At 36.6% G+C, this 17,350-nt stretch carries 14 protein-coding genes; all 14 read right to left on the bottom strand.

Annotation, left to right across the window (positions count from 1 at the left end; all coding sequences use genetic code 11):
* Positions 1-55: 55 nt before the first annotated feature.
* Complete coding sequence (locus JZO71_RS03550; RefSeq protein ID WP_206898219.1) at positions 56-406, bottom strand: hypothetical protein; 351 nt, start codon at positions 404-406, stop codon at positions 56-58.
* Positions 399-1,727, bottom strand: a complete 1,329-nt coding sequence (locus JZO71_RS03545; RefSeq protein ID WP_206898218.1) for a Y-family DNA polymerase — start codon at positions 1,725-1,727, stop codon at positions 399-401. The genes JZO71_RS03550 and JZO71_RS03545 overlap by 8 nt, the downstream gene beginning before the upstream one ends.
* Positions 1,728-1,990: 263 nt before the next feature.
* On the bottom strand, positions 1,991-3,370 hold the full coding sequence (locus tag JZO71_RS03540) for a bacteriocin secretion accessory protein (RefSeq protein WP_242590377.1): 1,380 nt from the start codon (positions 3,368-3,370) through the stop codon (positions 1,991-1,993).
* Positions 3,371-3,372: 2 nt separating this feature from the next.
* Positions 3,373-5,523, bottom strand: coding sequence for a peptide cleavage/export ABC transporter (locus tag JZO71_RS03535; protein WP_206898217.1), 2,151 nt, complete (start codon positions 5,521-5,523; stop codon positions 3,373-3,375).
* Positions 5,524-6,269: 746 nt separating this feature from the next.
* Entirely contained in the window at positions 6,270-6,812 is a 543-nt protein-coding gene (locus tag JZO71_RS03530; protein ID WP_206898216.1) for a LytTR family DNA-binding domain-containing protein, read from the bottom strand.
* Positions 6,813-7,211: 399 nt separating this feature from the next.
* A complete protein-coding gene (locus tag JZO71_RS03525) occupies positions 7,212-9,695 on the bottom strand; it encodes a leucine-rich repeat protein (protein WP_206898215.1) in 2,484 nt (827 codons plus the stop codon).
* A gap of 8 nt (positions 9,696-9,703) precedes the next feature.
* Positions 9,704-10,702 (bottom strand): WxL protein host-binding domain-containing protein, encoded by a 999-nt coding sequence (locus tag JZO71_RS03520; RefSeq protein WP_206898214.1) that lies wholly within the window; start codon positions 10,700-10,702, stop codon positions 9,704-9,706.
* An 81-nt stretch (positions 10,703-10,783) separates the two neighbouring features.
* Positions 10,784-11,461: a WxL domain-containing protein gene (locus tag JZO71_RS03515; RefSeq protein WP_206898213.1), complete on the bottom strand. Its 678-nt coding sequence runs from the start codon at positions 11,459-11,461 to the stop codon at positions 10,784-10,786.
* A gap of 103 nt (positions 11,462-11,564) precedes the next feature.
* Positions 11,565-12,242, bottom strand: coding sequence for a WxL domain-containing protein (locus JZO71_RS03510; RefSeq protein ID WP_206898212.1), 678 nt, complete (start codon positions 12,240-12,242; stop codon positions 11,565-11,567).
* A gap of 5 nt (positions 12,243-12,247) precedes the next feature.
* Positions 12,248-12,520, bottom strand: a complete 273-nt coding sequence (locus JZO71_RS12570) for an LPXTG cell wall anchor domain-containing protein (protein WP_206898211.1) — start codon at positions 12,518-12,520, stop codon at positions 12,248-12,250.
* A gap of 44 nt (positions 12,521-12,564) precedes the next feature.
* The gene (locus tag JZO71_RS03500) at positions 12,565-12,774 is read right to left on the bottom strand and encodes a hypothetical protein (RefSeq protein ID WP_206898210.1); all 210 of its coding nucleotides are present in this window, start codon (positions 12,772-12,774) and stop codon (positions 12,565-12,567) included.
* 694 nt (positions 12,775-13,468) lie between these two features.
* Positions 13,469-14,512, bottom strand: coding sequence for an MFS transporter (locus tag JZO71_RS03495; RefSeq protein WP_206898209.1), 1,044 nt, complete (start codon positions 14,510-14,512; stop codon positions 13,469-13,471).
* 743 nt (positions 14,513-15,255) lie between these two features.
* Complete coding sequence (locus tag JZO71_RS03490; protein WP_206898208.1) at positions 15,256-16,260, bottom strand: SIS domain-containing protein; 1,005 nt, start codon at positions 16,258-16,260, stop codon at positions 15,256-15,258.
* Positions 16,261-16,262: 2 nt separating this feature from the next.
* Positions 16,263-17,336 (bottom strand): SIS domain-containing protein, encoded by a 1,074-nt coding sequence (locus JZO71_RS03485; RefSeq protein ID WP_206898207.1) that lies wholly within the window; start codon positions 17,334-17,336, stop codon positions 16,263-16,265.
* Between the last annotated feature and the right edge of the window lie 14 nt (positions 17,337-17,350).

The following is a 17,350-nucleotide window of genomic DNA, read 5'->3' as shown; positions in this document are numbered from 1 at the left end:
TAAATGCCACGCCATTTCAGTAAACCTCGATTATGATAACTTTCAGCATAATAAATTACTCTATTAAGCTCCACTTAACTGGATGATAAAATTCCACATGCCTAATTTCATCATAATTCACTTTGCTAGAACCTACATAGATTCCTAACTCATCATGTCCTAAAACAAGACCAACAATATCGTTAGGATAATAGCCTTCAGAATCCCGTTCTTCGATTTGTATAGCAACAGATTCTTGTTTAATGATAGCAGTATTCAACACTTCTGAGATTGCTTCAGTTGTCATTTGTGTTTTTGCCACATTGACCTGAGCAGTTTCTTTCGTCTTACTAGCAATTTTTTCAGTATGGTCAGATAAATACATTCCTTGCCATTTGATAATCCCCCGATCTTCATAATCAAACATGGTCGATTCCTCCATTTCCCCCAGCATGCCCACCAACCAAATGACTTCGGTCAATACTTCTTGCACCTTCAAGATAAGAAGATGCATGAACAATTGAACTAAATCCATATTTCCCACGAATTTTATCAATGATTCGATCTAAATTTTCTTCTCTCATTTGTTTTTCTGGATCACTAAATAAATCTAGTTGCATGGAATCGGTGTACACCAACTTGCTATAAGCTATAGAAACATGTCGGACTTCTTGTCCATCATAAAATTTATGAAATAAATACATACAATACATTTGAAGTTCTTTTGTGTTATTTGTCAAAGGTATTTTCATTTGGCGCGAAAATCCCTCTTTTTCTTCTAAAATAGACGTACCAATCCCTACATGGATACAACTGGTTTTACAACCCTGTTTTCTAATTCTGATTGCCACTTGTTCAGCCATTTCTTTCACGACAATCTCAATCTCTTCTTTTCTAGTATAATCTCTTGGCAAAACTTGAGAGTTTCCATAGCTCTTTTCTTTTGTTTGAGGTGGGACGACTGCGATGTCTGTACGATCAATCCCATTAGCATGGAAATATAATTGTAATCCCATCACACCAAATTTGTTTTTAAGTGAATAAGGTTTCCAATTTGCTAACCCTTCAATCGACATGATCCCCATTTGATTCAATCGTTTTTTGGTGCGTGAACCAATCCCCCAAAAATCAGTCATTTCTCTGATACGCCATACTTTGTTAGGAACATCTTGATATGTCCACTCAGCGATGAATCCTTCATTTCTTTTTGCTTCATTATCTAATGCTAGTTTAGCAAGTAAAGGATTATCCCCTATTCCTACAGTGGCAATCAATCCCATTTCTCGATAAACATGTCGCTGAATTTTTCGAGCCAATTGTTTCCGTTGGTCGCTACGACTTTTCCCTTCCGTCGTAAATAATTTCATTGAGCTAGTGACTTTCAAAATCGATTCATCAATTGAATAAATCAGTAAGTCCTCATCTGCTACATACTTTCTAAAAATATCATTTACTTCCATATTTCTTTTGATGTACAAATTCATTCTAGGCGCAGCAATAATCAAACTGTCAGGAAAAGGGGAAGGCAAATCTCTTGGTCGGCTAACATTAGAGATTCCATACTGTTGTTTAGCCATTGGCGAAGACGCTAGAATCAGACCTGAACCAGTATTATCAGCTTGACTCATAACAACCAGTTCTGTTGTCAAAGGATTCAATCCACGTTCGATACATTCAACTGAAGCATAAAAACTTTTCATGTCGATCATGAAGTAATCATTCACAGGTTCATTTGAATAATCTAGCATGTCGTTACACCTCACTTCATGCTCATTATACAAACGTATGTTCGCTTTGTAAACTAATTATACTAACTTTTTTCGTGAAAAAGTAAAAACGAAGGCACATAGTTTAGTCCTTCGTTGTTGTTTTTTTATTTTTTATTTTTTATTTCTATCACAGCTATTCCCTTTGTTCTGCTGAAACAATCCTTTTATGTTCGTATGTTCTATTATTTTTTAAGAGGTTCTTTTCGTTTTAGTCAATAAATTGGAATTATTTTACTAATCGTTCATTCGTGATTCAATAAAATTTTTTTGATTTGTTCCCAGTAAGTGTTCTTTCCGATAATCAGCGATAACTCCCCCGTCAGACCATAACGATCCACTATTTTTTTATTTGATTGTAATCGCCCTTTGATCAAGTAAAAAACGCCTTGTTCGTTTGTAGTACTAGTTTCAGGTATTTCTGTTATCTCTCCATCAAGTGTTGTTGCTACAGCTTTTCTATCTAATTTGAAGTGAACGAGCATTCCTGTTTTGATATGTGTCATTTCATTTGCTGGTATCCTAGCAGTAAATGGTATTTCATTGTCTTGCATGGGTGGATAAATTTCTGCTAAAAGTGTTCCTTTTGGTAGGAAGGTTTGTTCATTTACTACATCATTCAAATGGAGAATACCGTCTTTTTTGGCTCGTACTGTTCCTAAATCGATTTGTTCGTTTACATTCTCTAAAAGTATTTTCTTTTTCTTTTCAAACTCATCTAATTCAAGTATCTTTTGCTTCGTTTTCGCCAAAATTTCTTCCTTACTTTGTGCCAACCTTTCACGTTGTGAGTTGATTTCATCCTCCGGTGTAACAGGTTTGACAAGCGTTTCTTGTTCCATTTGTAGTTGTTTAACTTCTTTTTTTAAGTGGCTGATTTGCTCATCAATGGCTGTCAAAGTAGTTGCTTGGATTTGCTCTTTTTTATCTTCTGAATCATTTTTTAGTTCCATTTGCCATACTTGATATTTAGCTTCGATTGCTTCTGAAACATCTCTAATTGTTTTTTGATCTTTCCATGCTGTTCTTACTTTTTCCCACTCAGATTGTTCATTTTTTCGTATAATAATCTCCTGACTATGCTGGTCCATATTTTTCCGATATGTTTCTTGCTCTTTCTGATTTGCTACCAGCATTTGTTTTGATAAAGACTCACTAGCTTCTTTTTCTGCAAAGAAACTTTTTAATTGGTTGCTATAACCAAAAGCATCCTCTACTTTAAAAAAATTTTTTCCTTCAGCTAAGCTATCAAGAAAAAGCTGCGCTGCTTCTTTTTGTTTTATAAAGTTCTCAATTTCTGTTTCCAATTGGGCTTTCTCATTAGCTAATTCCTTCGTATTAAAAATAACTAGAGATTCTCCACTTTTCACTGTTAAGTTCTCTTGTAATCTATTTTCTTTAATCTCTGCTTCTATCGGTACTTGAATCTTTTCTGTGGATAAAGGAGTTATTTGTCCTTGTGCTCGTACAACGATTTCATGTTTAGCAAATGCTAAGAACAAGCCAGCGAACAGAAAAAAAATCATAATAGGATAGAGGATCCAACGATAAAAAGTTTGATGTTGTTGTCGATATACATTTGAGTGCTCAAGCCAATCTTTATTTTTCATTACTTCCCCCACCATTGTTAAATCTCCCATAGTTTTTGATACATACCACGATTTGATCTTAGCTCCTCATGCGTCCCTTCTTCAACAAGTTTACCTTCGTGAAGTACAAGAATCTGGTCACAAGCTTTCGCAATTGGCAAATGATGAGCGATAAAGAGGATTGTCTTTTCTTTTAAACCCAGCAGATATTCTAAAATAGCATGCTCTAATAATGTGTCTAGTCCACTGGTTGCTTCATCTAATATTAAAATATCTGAATTTTTCAATAATGCTCGAGCAATTGCTAGTCGTTGACGTTGCCCACCTGAAAGATTCGCGCCCCCTTCTTCTATCATCATTTCAAATCGTAAAGGTTGTTGATTAATATAGTCATTTAGTTGAACAACCTCACATACTTCTGAAATCCGTTCAAAGTTCGGTATATTCACTAACCCAAATGTCAAATTTTCAAGAATAGTACCACTGAAAAAAAATGACTCTTGTGGAACATAGGTCACATTCTCTCGTAATTGTGCGTAGTCAATATCTAAATGATTGATTTTGCCATAACTAATTGCTCCATCAGTAAGCGTGTAAAAATTCACAAGTAACTTTGCCAACGTGGATTTTCCTGAGCCGCTTACGCCTACTAAAGCGACTTTACTGCGTGCAACAATGTGACAGGAAATATTTTTTAATACTGGAGTTTTCATAGTATAGGAAAAAGCTACGTTCTCCAAATGAATCCCATTTTGAAATATTTCTTTAGTGATTGTTTGTTTCGTTGAGCTTTCCTTTTTTTCAGGCTCAATTGCTAGTATTTCGTTCAATCGTTTATTTGCTACCTGAGCCGTTTGCATTTTGACCTGTAAATTAATAATATTCTGCAAAGGATCTGTAAAAAAAATCAATAATGCGTTATAGGTAATTAACTGACCCAAACTAATTGTTTCATCCATCACATAAAATGAACCTAACCAGAGAATAAGCGCACTACTAATCAATTGAATGCTATGTTTGATTCCTTGCTGTAGATTATTCAAAGTCACTGTGCGAAAAGATTTTTTCATCAACTTAACGAATTCATGATCAACTCGATGATAAACTTTTTCTTCACTGTTATATGCCTTGATTGTCTCAATTCCTTTTAGACTCTCTATTATACTTGAATTTAATGCTGCACCTGCCATCATTTCCTCTTGATTTGCGCGTTCATAACTTTTGACAAAAGTAAAAATCGTCAGAACATAAAACGGTAACGTTCCCAAAGTAATCACGAAAAGCATACTGTTTTGAATAGCTAGTGTAACGCCAACAAGCAAAACCATTCCGATATCTAAAAAGATTGAAAGTGTCGCACTTGCTAAAGCATCAATAATCTTATTTGCATCAAGAAATCGAGAAATAATTTCCCCTGACTTTCTGGTAGCAAAAAAATTCATTGGTAGTGAAAGAACATGTTTAAAATAGTGTAACATGATAGCTATACTTAAGCGCTGACCCAAAACAACTAATAAATAGTTCCTACTATACTCAAAAAGAACGCGAAATAAGTAGACAAAAATCAGACCAATGGAAACAATCGTTAATGTCGATCGCGCTTGATTTGGGATGAAATAATCTAAGATTCCTTGAAAATAATAGGAGCTTCCTATTCCAAATAGCGTAATAAATAATGAAGCAAGTATGATATGTGCAACTAAATTTTTTTGTTGCCAAATAATTGGGAAAAAAGAACTTAGCCCAGCAACTTTTTCTTTACTTGGCTGATAGGAATCCTTTGGTGTTGGTAAAAGTAAAACACCTGTCCATTCTTTTGAAAATTCTATTATCGTTTTCTTTATTTTTCCTTTTGCTGGATCGGCAATCAATAAGAAATCATTTTTCACACCATATACAACTACATAATGCATATAGCTGTTATTGACACAAATGTGTGCAATTAGTGGCGTGGGCAACTCTGTTTCCTTCCAAACTTCACTATCTGCTTGAACAGCTAAGCAATCAAATTCCACTTTTTCCAAAGCCATTTTCAAGCCAAAAGCTGAAGTTCCTTCTAAATCTGTTCCAGAAAATTCACGTAATTTATAAATAGGAACTTCTGATTTATAAAAGTTTAAAATCATTGCCACACAGGCAACGCCACAATCTTTTTCGTCTTGCTGTTGAATCCAAGAAAAACGCCTCATATGACTTTTCCTTTCTCAAAAGTATACATTTTTTTTATGTAGGTGAATGTTTTATCAAACTTGTCACATTAATCGAATCCTGCGATAAATCATTTACCATTTAACATAACTAACTAACACTAGTATGCCATTTGCCTTAAACTGATAATCAATTATGTCTTGAATCATGGGAAAAATACTCCTGAGTAAAAAAACAGCTGGTTTCTCTTTTATTCAAGCTAGAAATCATATACTTCAAGACATTTTTTATCGATAGAGAAACTTCTGTGCTATATTTTCAGCGTAGTAAAAATCGCTGTATAAAGGTCGAGATAGAATCATGCAAAAACAACGCATCTGCTATTTAAAAAGACAAATGCACATCGTTAACTGCATACAAAATGGAAATTTTCAAATAACCGATCTGATTAATCTGAGGTGTACTCAATGATAGAAAGAATCTGGCAAAAATATCTATGGCTAATCAAAATCCTCTTAAAAAGAATCATTTGAAGCTCTTTCACTTTTGGACATTCATGAGGCAAATTATGTGAAGCTATTTGATAGCGTCACCATGTGATGAGTGCCGATAAAAGAATGGAACAACTCAAGTAATTTGCAAATTTCCTTGCTGTATCCTCTTTTAAAAAAGAAAGATGACACAAAAAGAAGAAACCGACTGGCAAACTGAATCCCCGGTCGGTTTCTTCTTTTTTGATCTACTTATTCTCTCGGCTAAATTGATTAAATCGAAATTTTTTTATGTTCTAAAGGCTTGCGAGTGCCTCTTTGATCTTTTTAGCTTTTCCAATTGCAAACGTTCTGAAAAGGTCTGGGCTAAAATAAACAAATCGATTTTTATAGTTCACTTCTTTGACGTTGTTTAAGTTAACTAAACATGATCGGTTTATCTTAAATAAAGTTGGATACTTATCCGACAATTCACTCAATTTCCCATAAAATTCATATTGACCATCTGCAACATAAAGAATTAAGCGATGGGGAATGTCTGAGGTCTCGATAAACCAAACTTCCTCTAAATCTAAAGTAAACGTTTGGGAACCTATTGAAAAAACAAAATAGTCAGAGACATGCAAAATAAGGACAGAGGATCTTAGTACTTCTAATTTTATCTCGCTTGGCAGCTCGTCTTCTAAAATAGCTAATAATCGTCGCACTGTTTTCTCTGAGGAATGAATATGTTTCGCAGTAGCTTGTATGGTTTTTGGGCCTGTTAATAAGTAATTCAGCATTGCCATCTTTCTTTTAGTCGCCTTGTTCAGCACTAAACGTCCGCCAATTTTATACATGTCGTTTCCTCCTTACTTGTTTACTTTCCATAACCCATACCAATTCTTTCTATTTTGTGTAGACGTTTACACGACTCCTAAAATTATCATACCATGAAATAGGATAACCCTCTTTCATTAAGGCTTGTTGGTAACTATCTTTCTGTGACTCACTTCCTAACAAATTAGAGATAACACTAAAATAGCCATAGCTAAGATCTTAGATGAAAGTTTTAACAACCGATCATTAGCTATGGCTTCTTCGATACTACTTTATGGTCTTGCTAGTTGATCTATTTATGGTTATCGCATGGATTTATGTTGCTTTCCAAGAAATTACTCAACGAATCAAACCACACGTTTATTTGATTCATTTCCTTAACTTTTTAAAGTATTCATCGGTCGTAAAAAAGAATACATCTATGGGCCCGTAACTAATTGCCAATGAACAGTTGTTTCGTAACTATTGACCCCGGTTTTTCCTGGTACTCTGAGAGACATTGGATTTTTTTCGCTTTCCATGCCCATTGAGACAATTCCCGCTGGATTTGGTTGCTCAGTGTTTGTTGTTCCTGCGAAGCGTTGAGGCGCATCATTTAAAACTAACTCTGAAGACGCTTCTATGAGCAAATTGTCTTGATTGGCTTGATGAACATATGGATTTATCACTATTTCTGCCCCATTCATAAATAGCGCATCCTGACTCACCAACAATTCCCAACCCGAACGTTCTGCTATAGGGCGCATGTCTTGCACAGTTACCATTGGTCGTTGATCTTGATTAGCTAATAATAGCGTTTGATCAAGTAAACTAAACGGTGCAGAATTGAAATGCATGTCACTTGCATAACGAATCGATAATCCTTCAATATCCGGATTCACTTCTTCTGGGAATACAGGAGGCTCACTTGGATCAATCGAGGGGATTTCCGGTTCCATTTCTGGCTTTACTTGTAGCTGTAAATCAGGAAAGATCATTCCATCGACGATTGCTCGATAGACGCCACTGTCTGATTCTTGCACATTTACCAGTTCTAAAATGGTAGAAGACGCACCTTCAATAGTCGTTTCATCTTTTTCCCATTGTACGTCAGGTGTGTAGCTATCCCAGACTCGGCTTTCAGTTGAGCGAAGTTGATATTGTGGTGCAATCGCAAAACCAACTGTTTCTCCAACAAATACAGATTTTTCATTTTCTGTCCCTACTTCATAGTCTAAGGCTCGAAGGATTGTTCTTTCAGTAACTCCTGTCATCGCAAGTTGGGTTAATCTAATTCTTAAGCTATTTACATTCCCTGCAGAAGTCTCTACATAATGTAATGGATTATCCTCAAAAATTTCACTCTGCATTAAAAGAATATTACTCGGAATGAAAATATTTGTAAGATTATTTCCACTAAACACTCTCTCTTCCAAGGTTTGTAAACTATTTGAAAGTGTTAGACTTGTGAGATCATTGTTTTGAAATGCTTCTATCCCCATATGAGTGACACTATTAGGAATAATCACCGATGAAAGTTTATTCCCAGCAAAAGCCTGTTCACCTATAGTTTCAATACTATTCGGGATGTCGACACTCGCAAGATTTTTATTATAAAATACCTCATTTTTGATTTCTGTCACTGGCGAAGGCTTGTCCCAACCTTCTTCATTATTCAGAACCTCTGATGGAATAATAACGTCTCCACCTTCGCCGTTATAACGGATAAGAGTTGCAGTTGACTCGTCCTCTGTTCCACTAAATTCAAAGTCAAATTCAGCTTGCTCTATGCTTTCGTCTATTACTTCCAAGGTAAGATCAGGAAATCGTTCTCCATCAACTACCGCATGATACACGCCACTATCTCCCGGTGTAACTGATTCAAGTTGTAATAACGGATTTGTTTCTCCAGATAAACTAGTATCATTCTTGAACCACTGGACTGTAGGTGTATATTCTTCCCAATTAAGGGGAAGATTTGCACTTACTCGGTACTGTTGAGAGATTTCGTAGTTTACTTCTTCCCCTTTTGTTAGCACTAGTTCTCGTTCAGTTTCCGATTTGTAATCTACTACGCGCAAAATCGTTCTCTCCGTAGCACTTCCTCCTATCAAAGCCAATATTCCAACACCTGCTAGCACCTCTACATTGTTTACTTCCGTCTCCATATACTTCAAAGGATTATAGTCAAAGATTTCTCCCCCCCCTGAATTAAAGGAAGGAGGGATTGTAACCCTCGTAATATTGTTCATCCCGAACGCTCGAGCCCCTATAGTAATTACGTTATCTGGGATTACTAACTCCGTAATAAAGTTATTATAAAATGCGTTATCAGCTATAATTCTTAGACTAGATGGTAGAAACACATCGCTTATATTAGTAGATTGAAAAGCACTCGGACCGATTTCTGTCACATCGTAGTCCCAGTTCTTCCAAAAAACAGTTGCTGGAATGTCCACCTGTCCACCCGCGCCGTGGTAAGCTGTGACCTTTGCTGTGTCATCTGTTTGGTTTAGTTCAAACTCAATTCCATTCTCTATGACAGCAGTTACCCCTACAACTGTATCAGAGTCACTTAGTTCCTCTTCTAGCGTTTCGTCTAGTGATTCTGCATCCCCCATTTTCTCTGGCACATCACTATTTTCTTCCTTGTTGGTTGGCTCTTCCACAATGGTTGGATTCTCTTCCTCTAAAACAACTGGCTCATTTTCTTCAACGACAGGCTCTATTTGCTGATTCCCCTCTTCGATAGATAGTTTCTCATTAGATACTTGAACATCCTTAGAAGTTTCTTCTGCCATTTTCTCAGTGCTTACTTCTGTTTCACTTGTGGTAACGATTTCTGTTGCTTGCACGATACTTGGCATCATCAAAGCTAAAACCATACATAGGACGGAGACTTTCCGCCAGATTTTCTGTTGCATTTTTTCACCTACTTCGTTTTTCGTTTTGAATACACTAACCAAGCAATCACCAATAACAACAACACAACCACACCACTGGCTATTGCCAAGTAAAGACTGGTTTGATTCGTTTCTAAATTCACCGCTTGCTCATTTAATTCTCTCGCTTTTTGTGCGGTGATGGTAAAATCCTTTTCAAATTCCCATTCTTCTTCGCCAGAAGCAACCACCATTTTTAATCGATAATTACCGGCCTGTAATGGTTTCGTGCCTGTGCTAATCCCAAAAGGTAAGGTCGAATTAGGAGCCATGCGCATATCTCCTCGTGTTTCTACATAAATGGGTGTCTCATTTCCTTCTTCAAACACTTGTGCTTCCACCTGCACGTCATTCAAAATCATCGGCGCTTGATTTTGAATCGAACCAACGACAAAACTTCGTCGATTTCGTTGGTCAACGGTTACTTGTGTTAAGTCCACTGTCGGCGAGACGTCTTGGTCTGTTTGGTTAATAACCACCGCTAAGGAATAGGAAAAGCGATTTGTGATTTGGCTTTCACTTTCTGGCACTTGTTCAGAAACTGTGATTCCACCCAGCAAGATACCATCAAAAGATTGTTCTGGCATTATCACTTTCGCTTCAATCGTACGTGTCTCCTTTGCATCTAGTGTGATTGATTGTTCTTCAAGTTCAACGATTTCAGCAAAATTGATTGGCAAGGTAGCATCTGGTTCTGCTTCATTAAATCCATAATTGATTACGCCATTGCTATTGGTTGTTGCGGTATTCACACCGATGTCCAGTGCCATTTCTTCTTCTGAATTGTTTGTCACTTGAACTGCCAAAGTCTCTTCTTGTTTTGGCTCTAAGGTGAGATCAAAATACGAAACGTCTTCATTTGTTTGGCTTTCGGGCAACACTGCTTGTACACTAAAATCAGGTGAACTTGCTTCTACTAAATTGCCTCTAGTCAAAAACAAACCTACTACAGAGGCTAAACAAATCAATCCCACTACTACTCGTCGCACGTATGCATCTTCCTTTCTTTTTTAGCTGTGTTTTTTACTGATGAACAGAACAGGGACAGCTCTCTTTCCCTGTTTTTTGTCTTACTCTGGTCCGTTTGTCAAATTCCACATCAAGGTTGTTTCGTATGCACCAACACCTGCACGTGCAGGCACATCTAATGTGACATTCCCCATCCCCATCGAAATCACACCTGCATCTGCCTCTTGATTATCTGCTTGTGCAAAAACTTCATCTTCTGTATTTACGATTAATGAACCTGAGGCAGTCGTTACACCAAAGTCATTTTCTACCACATGAGGATTTATCGACATCACAGACCCGTTCATGAATTCCGTTGCTTGACGAACCGTCAATGTCCAGCCATCTCGTTCACCACGAATGTCTTCTACCGTGACCATGTTTTCAAATTCTTGTTCTTCCAACTCTTCATCGATTCCAGAATCAGGTTTTGCAGTTAGACGTTGTGCTTGCGTTGAAAATTCTGCGCTTCCAAAATCAAGTGAGGAAACATATCGAATCGATAATCCATCTCCACGATCCGGATTCATCTCCCCCGGATCAATTGGTGGTTCTGGTTCTCCCGGGTCAACGGGAGGAATTTCTGGATTTCCCGGATCAACTGGCGGAATGGTAATTTCTGCTGTGACAGAAGAATTGGCATCAAGAGGACCATCATAAGTTGCAGCTGACACTTGGACACCAATGCCTACGAATGTTGCTATTAAAGTGAACGTACTGAATAATTTGATTGATTTCATCTTATTTTCTTCCTGCTTTCTGATCTTTATTTTTCTAATTTCAGTATTAGTCTTTTCCTAAACAGTTCTTTCATAAGGAGTTTTAATGTGAGTGATCAAGTATTTAGCCCAATGGACCATCCGTTAATTCCCAGACAATCGTCGTTGTATACTCTCCTGAAGCATAATCTTCACCAGGAATAACTAATTGAACAGCTTGATCTGGTTGCGCCATTCCCATAGAAACAGTGTGACGGGCGTACGGTACTTGACCAGCTTCCGCAAATATTGTTGCGTTGGTACTTAATGCAATTTCTCCACCAGGATCAATACCAAAATCTTCCTGATTGCCACTATGAATATATGGATTCATTTTGATTTCTGCACCATCTAAAAAATCATCTTCATACCGAACCGTTAAAGTCCAACCCTGACGTTGAGCATCTGCTCGACGATCTTGAATTGTGACCATTGGCGAAAATGATTGCCCCGCTGTGTCTACGTCATCTGCTGCAGCAATCACTTGTTCTTCCCCATTAATCACAACTGTGCCAAAGTCTAAAGGAGATACGTATAAAATATCTAATAAACCCGGCTCTAGATTTGGGTTACCTGGATCAATCGGTGGTTCTGGGTCTCCTGGATCAACCGGAGGAATGATTACTTCGCCATCATCTTCAATCAATACGCGTACTGAACTTTCTGCTTTTCCTGCATCTGGAAATTCTGTTGTGGCTTGTACAACAACATTACCACCTGTAATAGCTAAAATACCGACTGCTGTTAATCCTACTTTTTTCATCAATTTTATTCCTTCTTTCTTTTTCTATTTTTGATTAAATATGCTCCGCTTAGCAGTAGTAAAATACCACCAAAGAAAAGCTTGTTATTTGCAACGCTTCCTGTTTTGGGAAGCAAGTTGTTCTCATTATTGACCAACTCGCTATCCTGTGGGTTGACGATTCTCACACGCACTTCGGATTCTTTTTGGACAGCTGTTCCGGCGTCTGCTTCTATGGCATAACCCAAGGTCAGCGTACAAAGAAATACTAGAAAACATGTACGAATAAATTTACACACTGTTTTCCTCCTGTCTTCTTTTTTAACACCTTAGTGAAATTAAGTTACCAATATATGACATCTCGCTCGATTTCATCAATATATTCAATGGCTAAGATTCTCCCCATACGAGTAAGCAAAACCGTTTTGATTTCTAACTCAGTCATCTCTGGCTCAAATGCAAAAGCTCGTTCTAAATGTAACAACCCACCACCTTTTCTTTGACTACAAAATCCCACACGATAGACGTTAATATTTTTCATTTCCATTCCCATGTTGCTTTCCCCCTTTCACTTTATGGATGGTTGACAAATCAAGCATCTTAACTCTAGAATTTATGTTAACAAGCTCTGGAAATACCCGCATTTTTCTTTTGTCCTAAATTGTCCCTTTTTCTGTAGAAAGCAGGAAATTTGCTTTTTTAACGACCAAAACCAGCCATTTATTCCTAAATAGATGGCCAAATGATTTTAAATGGAATTTCTTCAGTAAGGACTAGTAAGATAATCCATTTTTTTCTACAAAACAAAAACCTCTTTTGCTCACACAAAAGAGGTTCCAGACTGTAAACAAAGTCCCAAAAAAGGGATGACGTCTACAGTTTTTTATTTTACGCTTAATATACGAAAGTGCTTTAAAGAAACGCGAAAGAAACATGTCAAAACACGCAATGAATGAAATAAATCAATACATGATGGTTTCCTTGTTGGAAAAAGTCGCAGTGCATACGAGGCTAATTTTTGCTGCCATGAATTTAAAGAAGTTGGCCCTATGGGGCTAAAAGAAAAGCTTTCACTTTTCTTTTTTTACTTTGATACTAAGACAAAAAAATACGTTCAACACTCTATTTTCTAAATGTTGAACATATTTGTCTACAGTCTGAGGGACTATCTATTGAAGGTAGTTCCTTTTATCACGTAATACATAAAGACCTTAGCATCTAAATCAGCTAAACTCTTTCAATACCATCTATTCTTGCAAACTTACCTTTAAAGCTTTAACCTCAGTAAGTGTCATCAAAACTAGCAAACTAACTAGATAAATACTACTTAAAAAAATGATAACTGCGGTCAAATCATAATGATCCATCAAAAAACCAATAATAATAGAAGAAAAACCACCAACTGCACGTCCTAAGTTCATAATGAAATTATTCGCAGTTGCTCTAATTTCAGTTGGATATAAACTACTAATAATTGCACCGTACCCGCCATACATGCCGTTGATAAAATAGCCAACGACAACTGCAGCTGCGATTAAACTCCATTGACTGTGAGCCATTACCAGTAGGAAGACTGACAATGAAGAACAAATCAAAAATAACGTAAATGCAGTTCTAGGTCCTAATTTGTCCATAATGATACCAAAAGTCAACATTCCTAGTGACATCCCTGCAATCGTACTAACCATCCATATGGAAGAACCTGAGACAGATAAACCTAATTGTTTCTGCATAATGGAAGGTAACCAATTCATCAAACCAAAGTAACCAGCAATTTGCACTGGCAGTACCCCAATAACATACAACATTTTCCAACCGAACAAAGGAATAACGAGAGCTGCTAAAATAGCTGCTAAAGCAGCCCCTACCTGAGCGCCAATTCCTGCAATCGAAGAAGCTCTTCCAATTTGTTTTTTCGAAAAGCTTTCAGAAATTAAGGACATACATGCGCCATATTCTCCCCCTGCACCAATCCCTGCGATAAAACGAAAAAGATAAACGAGATAGATATTTGAAGCAAAAAACATCAATAATGAAGCAATTGAGAATAAAATGACTGTTTGTGAGAATACTTTTACTCGTCCATATTTATCTGCCATGAGCCCAAAAAAAATACCTCCAACGAGCATCCCCAAATTAGTGATTGTAGCGATCATTCCCGCCTGTGTGCCACTAATATGAAAAGTTGCAATCATTGAAGATAAAGAAAAAGCTAAAAACATGATATCCATATTTTCTAATGCGATTCCCGCTGATGTTGACAATAAAACTTTCCGTTGATACTTTGACATTTCACCTTACCCCTTTTCCTGAAAAATAACCCTAAATTATCGAAATTATACATATAAACGAAAGAAAATGCAAGTATTTTTGAATTTTCAAATGAGTATAATTTTAGCAGTCCAAGTTGAATAAACGACTCACTCATAACTATCGCTAATTAGTGCTTTAACTGACTAAATTGTCAATGAATTGTTGCAAGCTTGTCGGTATAGTGATTTCAACTAAAAAAAGCTTTTCACTTGAAGTTTCCTCCTCTCCTAACTGATTATTCTATTAAATAAATGAGTATGGTTGAATTAACTGTTGCGTAATTCAACCATACTCATTTTCTCATTATATATTGCGGTAAACTGCTAATCTTAGCTGGTGATTTTACACCTTCATCACCAGCGATAGTTGTCCTTAAATCTACATAATTTTGCAAAGAAACATCTTTTAAATAAAATGAAGTTTTCCATCACTAACTTCGGCATTTAGAATCAAAATTTCAAACCCTGTAATCGAATTGGCTAAGCCAATTTTCCCAGTTCGTTTTTTCAGGATCTACATCATTTAATCACCTCAAAAATTGTCCGATTGTTTCTCGCGATTCTACATTCCAATTCTAGCTGTATTGCTATTTTCGTCTGCTATATCACTAACTATTAATCTTAGATACAAAATACATCATTAAAATAATAGCGTGTTGAGCGTGTTTGTCTACAGTCTGAATCTCTTTTGCTCACACAAAAGAGATTCATTCTTTTCTTAATTAATATTCAAATTGACGATAATAACGACGAATATCTAGTGGATGACAATTTAGTTTTTCAACGTGAGCATCTATTCGTTGCGTCACGCAGTGCATCAATAAATGAGATAATACTCTCCCTCTATTTTTTTCACTAATTCCTTCGATAGGATAGTCTTTTGAATCAATAAACGTATAATTTCCACAGATACGTGGTAATAGTTTTTTTACGCGTTCAGCTAGCGGCCGTTGCTCATCTTCGCCTAGGAATAAAGTTACTGGTGTTGTTTCATCAACGATTTCTAATGTGCCATGTAAAAATTCAGCTGCATGAATTGACTTGGATCGCAACCAACTTTGTTCTTCCCAATAACACATTGCATACGAATATACACCTCCCCATTGATTACCAGCACCAATGAAATAATGCATTGTATCGTGGCGATGTTTTTCCGCGAATGCTTGACCAAAAGTATCTGCCTGCTTTTCTGCCTCAACTAATCCTTTGGCTAAATGACCTTCTAGTTCCGCGTAATATTCTTCATAGTCAGGAAAATCACCATTGTTATTCATTAGTCGATCAGCTACCATAAAGAATTTGATTTGTTCTGTACCAGGTGCAGGATAAGTGATTACATAGTCACAGCTTTCAGCAAGTGGTGTATCTTTTGTATCAATAAATCCTACTAATGTTGCCCCAACTTTTTCGATTTCATTAACTGCTTTAACGACTTCTTCCGTTGTTCCAGTAACAGATGACAAAATCACAAGTGAATCTTTCGTTAATCTCCGATTTCCTGTCGTATAATATTCGGCAGCGTGTTGAACGTAAACTGGTAAATTACTATGTCCCTTAATGTACGTTTCCGCTTGTAGTGCTGAAGCGTATGTTCCTCCAATTCCTAAATAAAAAATGTTATCATATCCTTTTTTGCAAATCTTATCTACGATGTGCTCTACGTGTGGACGTAAGTTTAATGCACCTTGAATATCATCAACTTGTTTTTGTTCATTAAATTTCAACATTTTTAACTCTCCTCAACTTTTTCTATTTTACTTTTTAATATTGAATCAAAATCATTAAAAATTCGTTTGCTTAAATCTATCCCTTTGGTTGTGGCTATACGATAAGCTAATACTTGAAACGGAATAACTAGTAGTAGTGGAGAAAACTCCTCAGAAACAGCAATATTCAATGCCAAAGTATCACTATCAGGGCTGTCCTCTGTTGTAATCTTGAACAATTTACCAACATAATTAGCCATATAATTTGCTAATGCGTATGACCGACTTTTGTTACAACTTGGCGTTTCAACAAAAAACAGCGTATGTTCCCAGTTTGCCTCCAAATAAGGACCGTGCATGTATGACTCTAGCTCAAATCCTTGGCTAGGACGACGAACTGTTTCAGTGAATTTCGTTTCAAATTCTTTTACCGTTCCCCAATTCGGTCCATAACCTAATGCAACGAATCTTCCACCAAGTTTCAATATTTTCTCGTGTTGTTCAAAAAAAGCATTCGACTGGTCAATCACTCCTTGAAAATGACTGATTAGCTCATATAATTCTTTTTTTAATTCGTTTAGTCGGTGACTATCAATCTGTTTTTTAGAAACGCCAACACGAATGGCAAGTAGCATAAGATGTAGCACCGTTGCTGAAAAACCTTTTGTCACAAACCCTACTGTCTCAACTCCCATATTCAAATCAATTACATAATCAGCTATTTGTGCAATGGGACTTGTTAAATCACTTGTTAAAATAATTTGTTGTATCTCACTACTTTTTAAGTTTTTGATAGCATCCACAGTAGAAGCACTTTTCCCGCTTTGTGAAACACCGATAATCGTATCTGTTCCCGCTATTAGTCGTCCATAATGATTAAAATGATACGGCTCTTCAATCACAATCGTAGCATCAGCTATTTTTTCAAATGCCATTTTAGCGGATAAACACGCATTATACGAAGATCCTGTAGCCAAAATTGTCACTGTTTTCAGCTTTGTCAATCTGGGATCTAACGTAAAATCATACTCATCTAAAATTTTAGACAGTGCTTTTTGTTCCTCATTGATATAGTGAAGCATTGTCATTGGTTCCATTTTATTTCCCCCAT

It is taken from the genome of Candidatus Enterococcus courvalinii, from assembly GCF_017315945.1.
GTDB classification, from domain to species: domain Bacteria; phylum Bacillota; class Bacilli; order Lactobacillales; family Enterococcaceae; genus Enterococcus_B; species Enterococcus_B courvalinii.
Note: the sequence above shows the minus strand (reverse complement) of the source record. Positions and strands in the feature narration are given on the sequence as shown.

Excerpts from the sequence above, each read along its gene's own strand:
- JZO71_RS03550 (WP_206898219.1), bottom strand. The coding sequence starts at position 406 with ATGTTTGATTATGAAGATCGGGGGATTATCAAATGGCAAGGAATGTAT.
- JZO71_RS03545 (WP_206898218.1), bottom strand. The coding sequence starts at position 1,727 with ATGCTAGATTATTCAAATGAACCTGTGAATGATTACTTCATGATCGAC.
- JZO71_RS03540 (WP_242590377.1), bottom strand. The coding sequence starts at position 3,370 with ATGGTGGGGGAAGTAATGAAAAATAAAGATTGGCTTGAGCACTCAAAT.
- JZO71_RS03535 (WP_206898217.1), bottom strand. The coding sequence starts at position 5,523 with ATGAGGCGTTTTTCTTGGATTCAACAGCAAGACGAAAAAGATTGTGGC.
- JZO71_RS03530 (WP_206898216.1), bottom strand. The coding sequence starts at position 6,812 with ATGTATAAAATTGGCGGACGTTTAGTGCTGAACAAGGCGACTAAAAGA.
- JZO71_RS03525 (WP_206898215.1), bottom strand. The coding sequence starts at position 9,695 with ATGCAACAGAAAATCTGGCGGAAAGTCTCCGTCCTATGTATGGTTTTA.
- JZO71_RS03515 (WP_206898213.1), bottom strand. The coding sequence starts at position 11,461 with ATGAAATCAATCAAATTATTCAGTACGTTCACTTTAATAGCAACATTC.
- JZO71_RS03510 (WP_206898212.1), bottom strand. The coding sequence starts at position 12,242 with ATGAAAAAAGTAGGATTAACAGCAGTCGGTATTTTAGCTATTACAGGT.
- JZO71_RS03500 (WP_206898210.1), bottom strand. The coding sequence starts at position 12,774 with ATGGGAATGGAAATGAAAAATATTAACGTCTATCGTGTGGGATTTTGT.
- JZO71_RS03495 (WP_206898209.1), bottom strand. The coding sequence starts at position 14,512 with ATGTCAAAGTATCAACGGAAAGTTTTATTGTCAACATCAGCGGGAATC.
- JZO71_RS03490 (WP_206898208.1), bottom strand. The coding sequence starts at position 16,260 with ATGTTGAAATTTAATGAACAAAAACAAGTTGATGATATTCAAGGTGCA.
- JZO71_RS03485 (WP_206898207.1), bottom strand. The coding sequence starts at position 17,336 with ATGGAACCAATGACAATGCTTCACTATATCAATGAGGAACAAAAAGCA.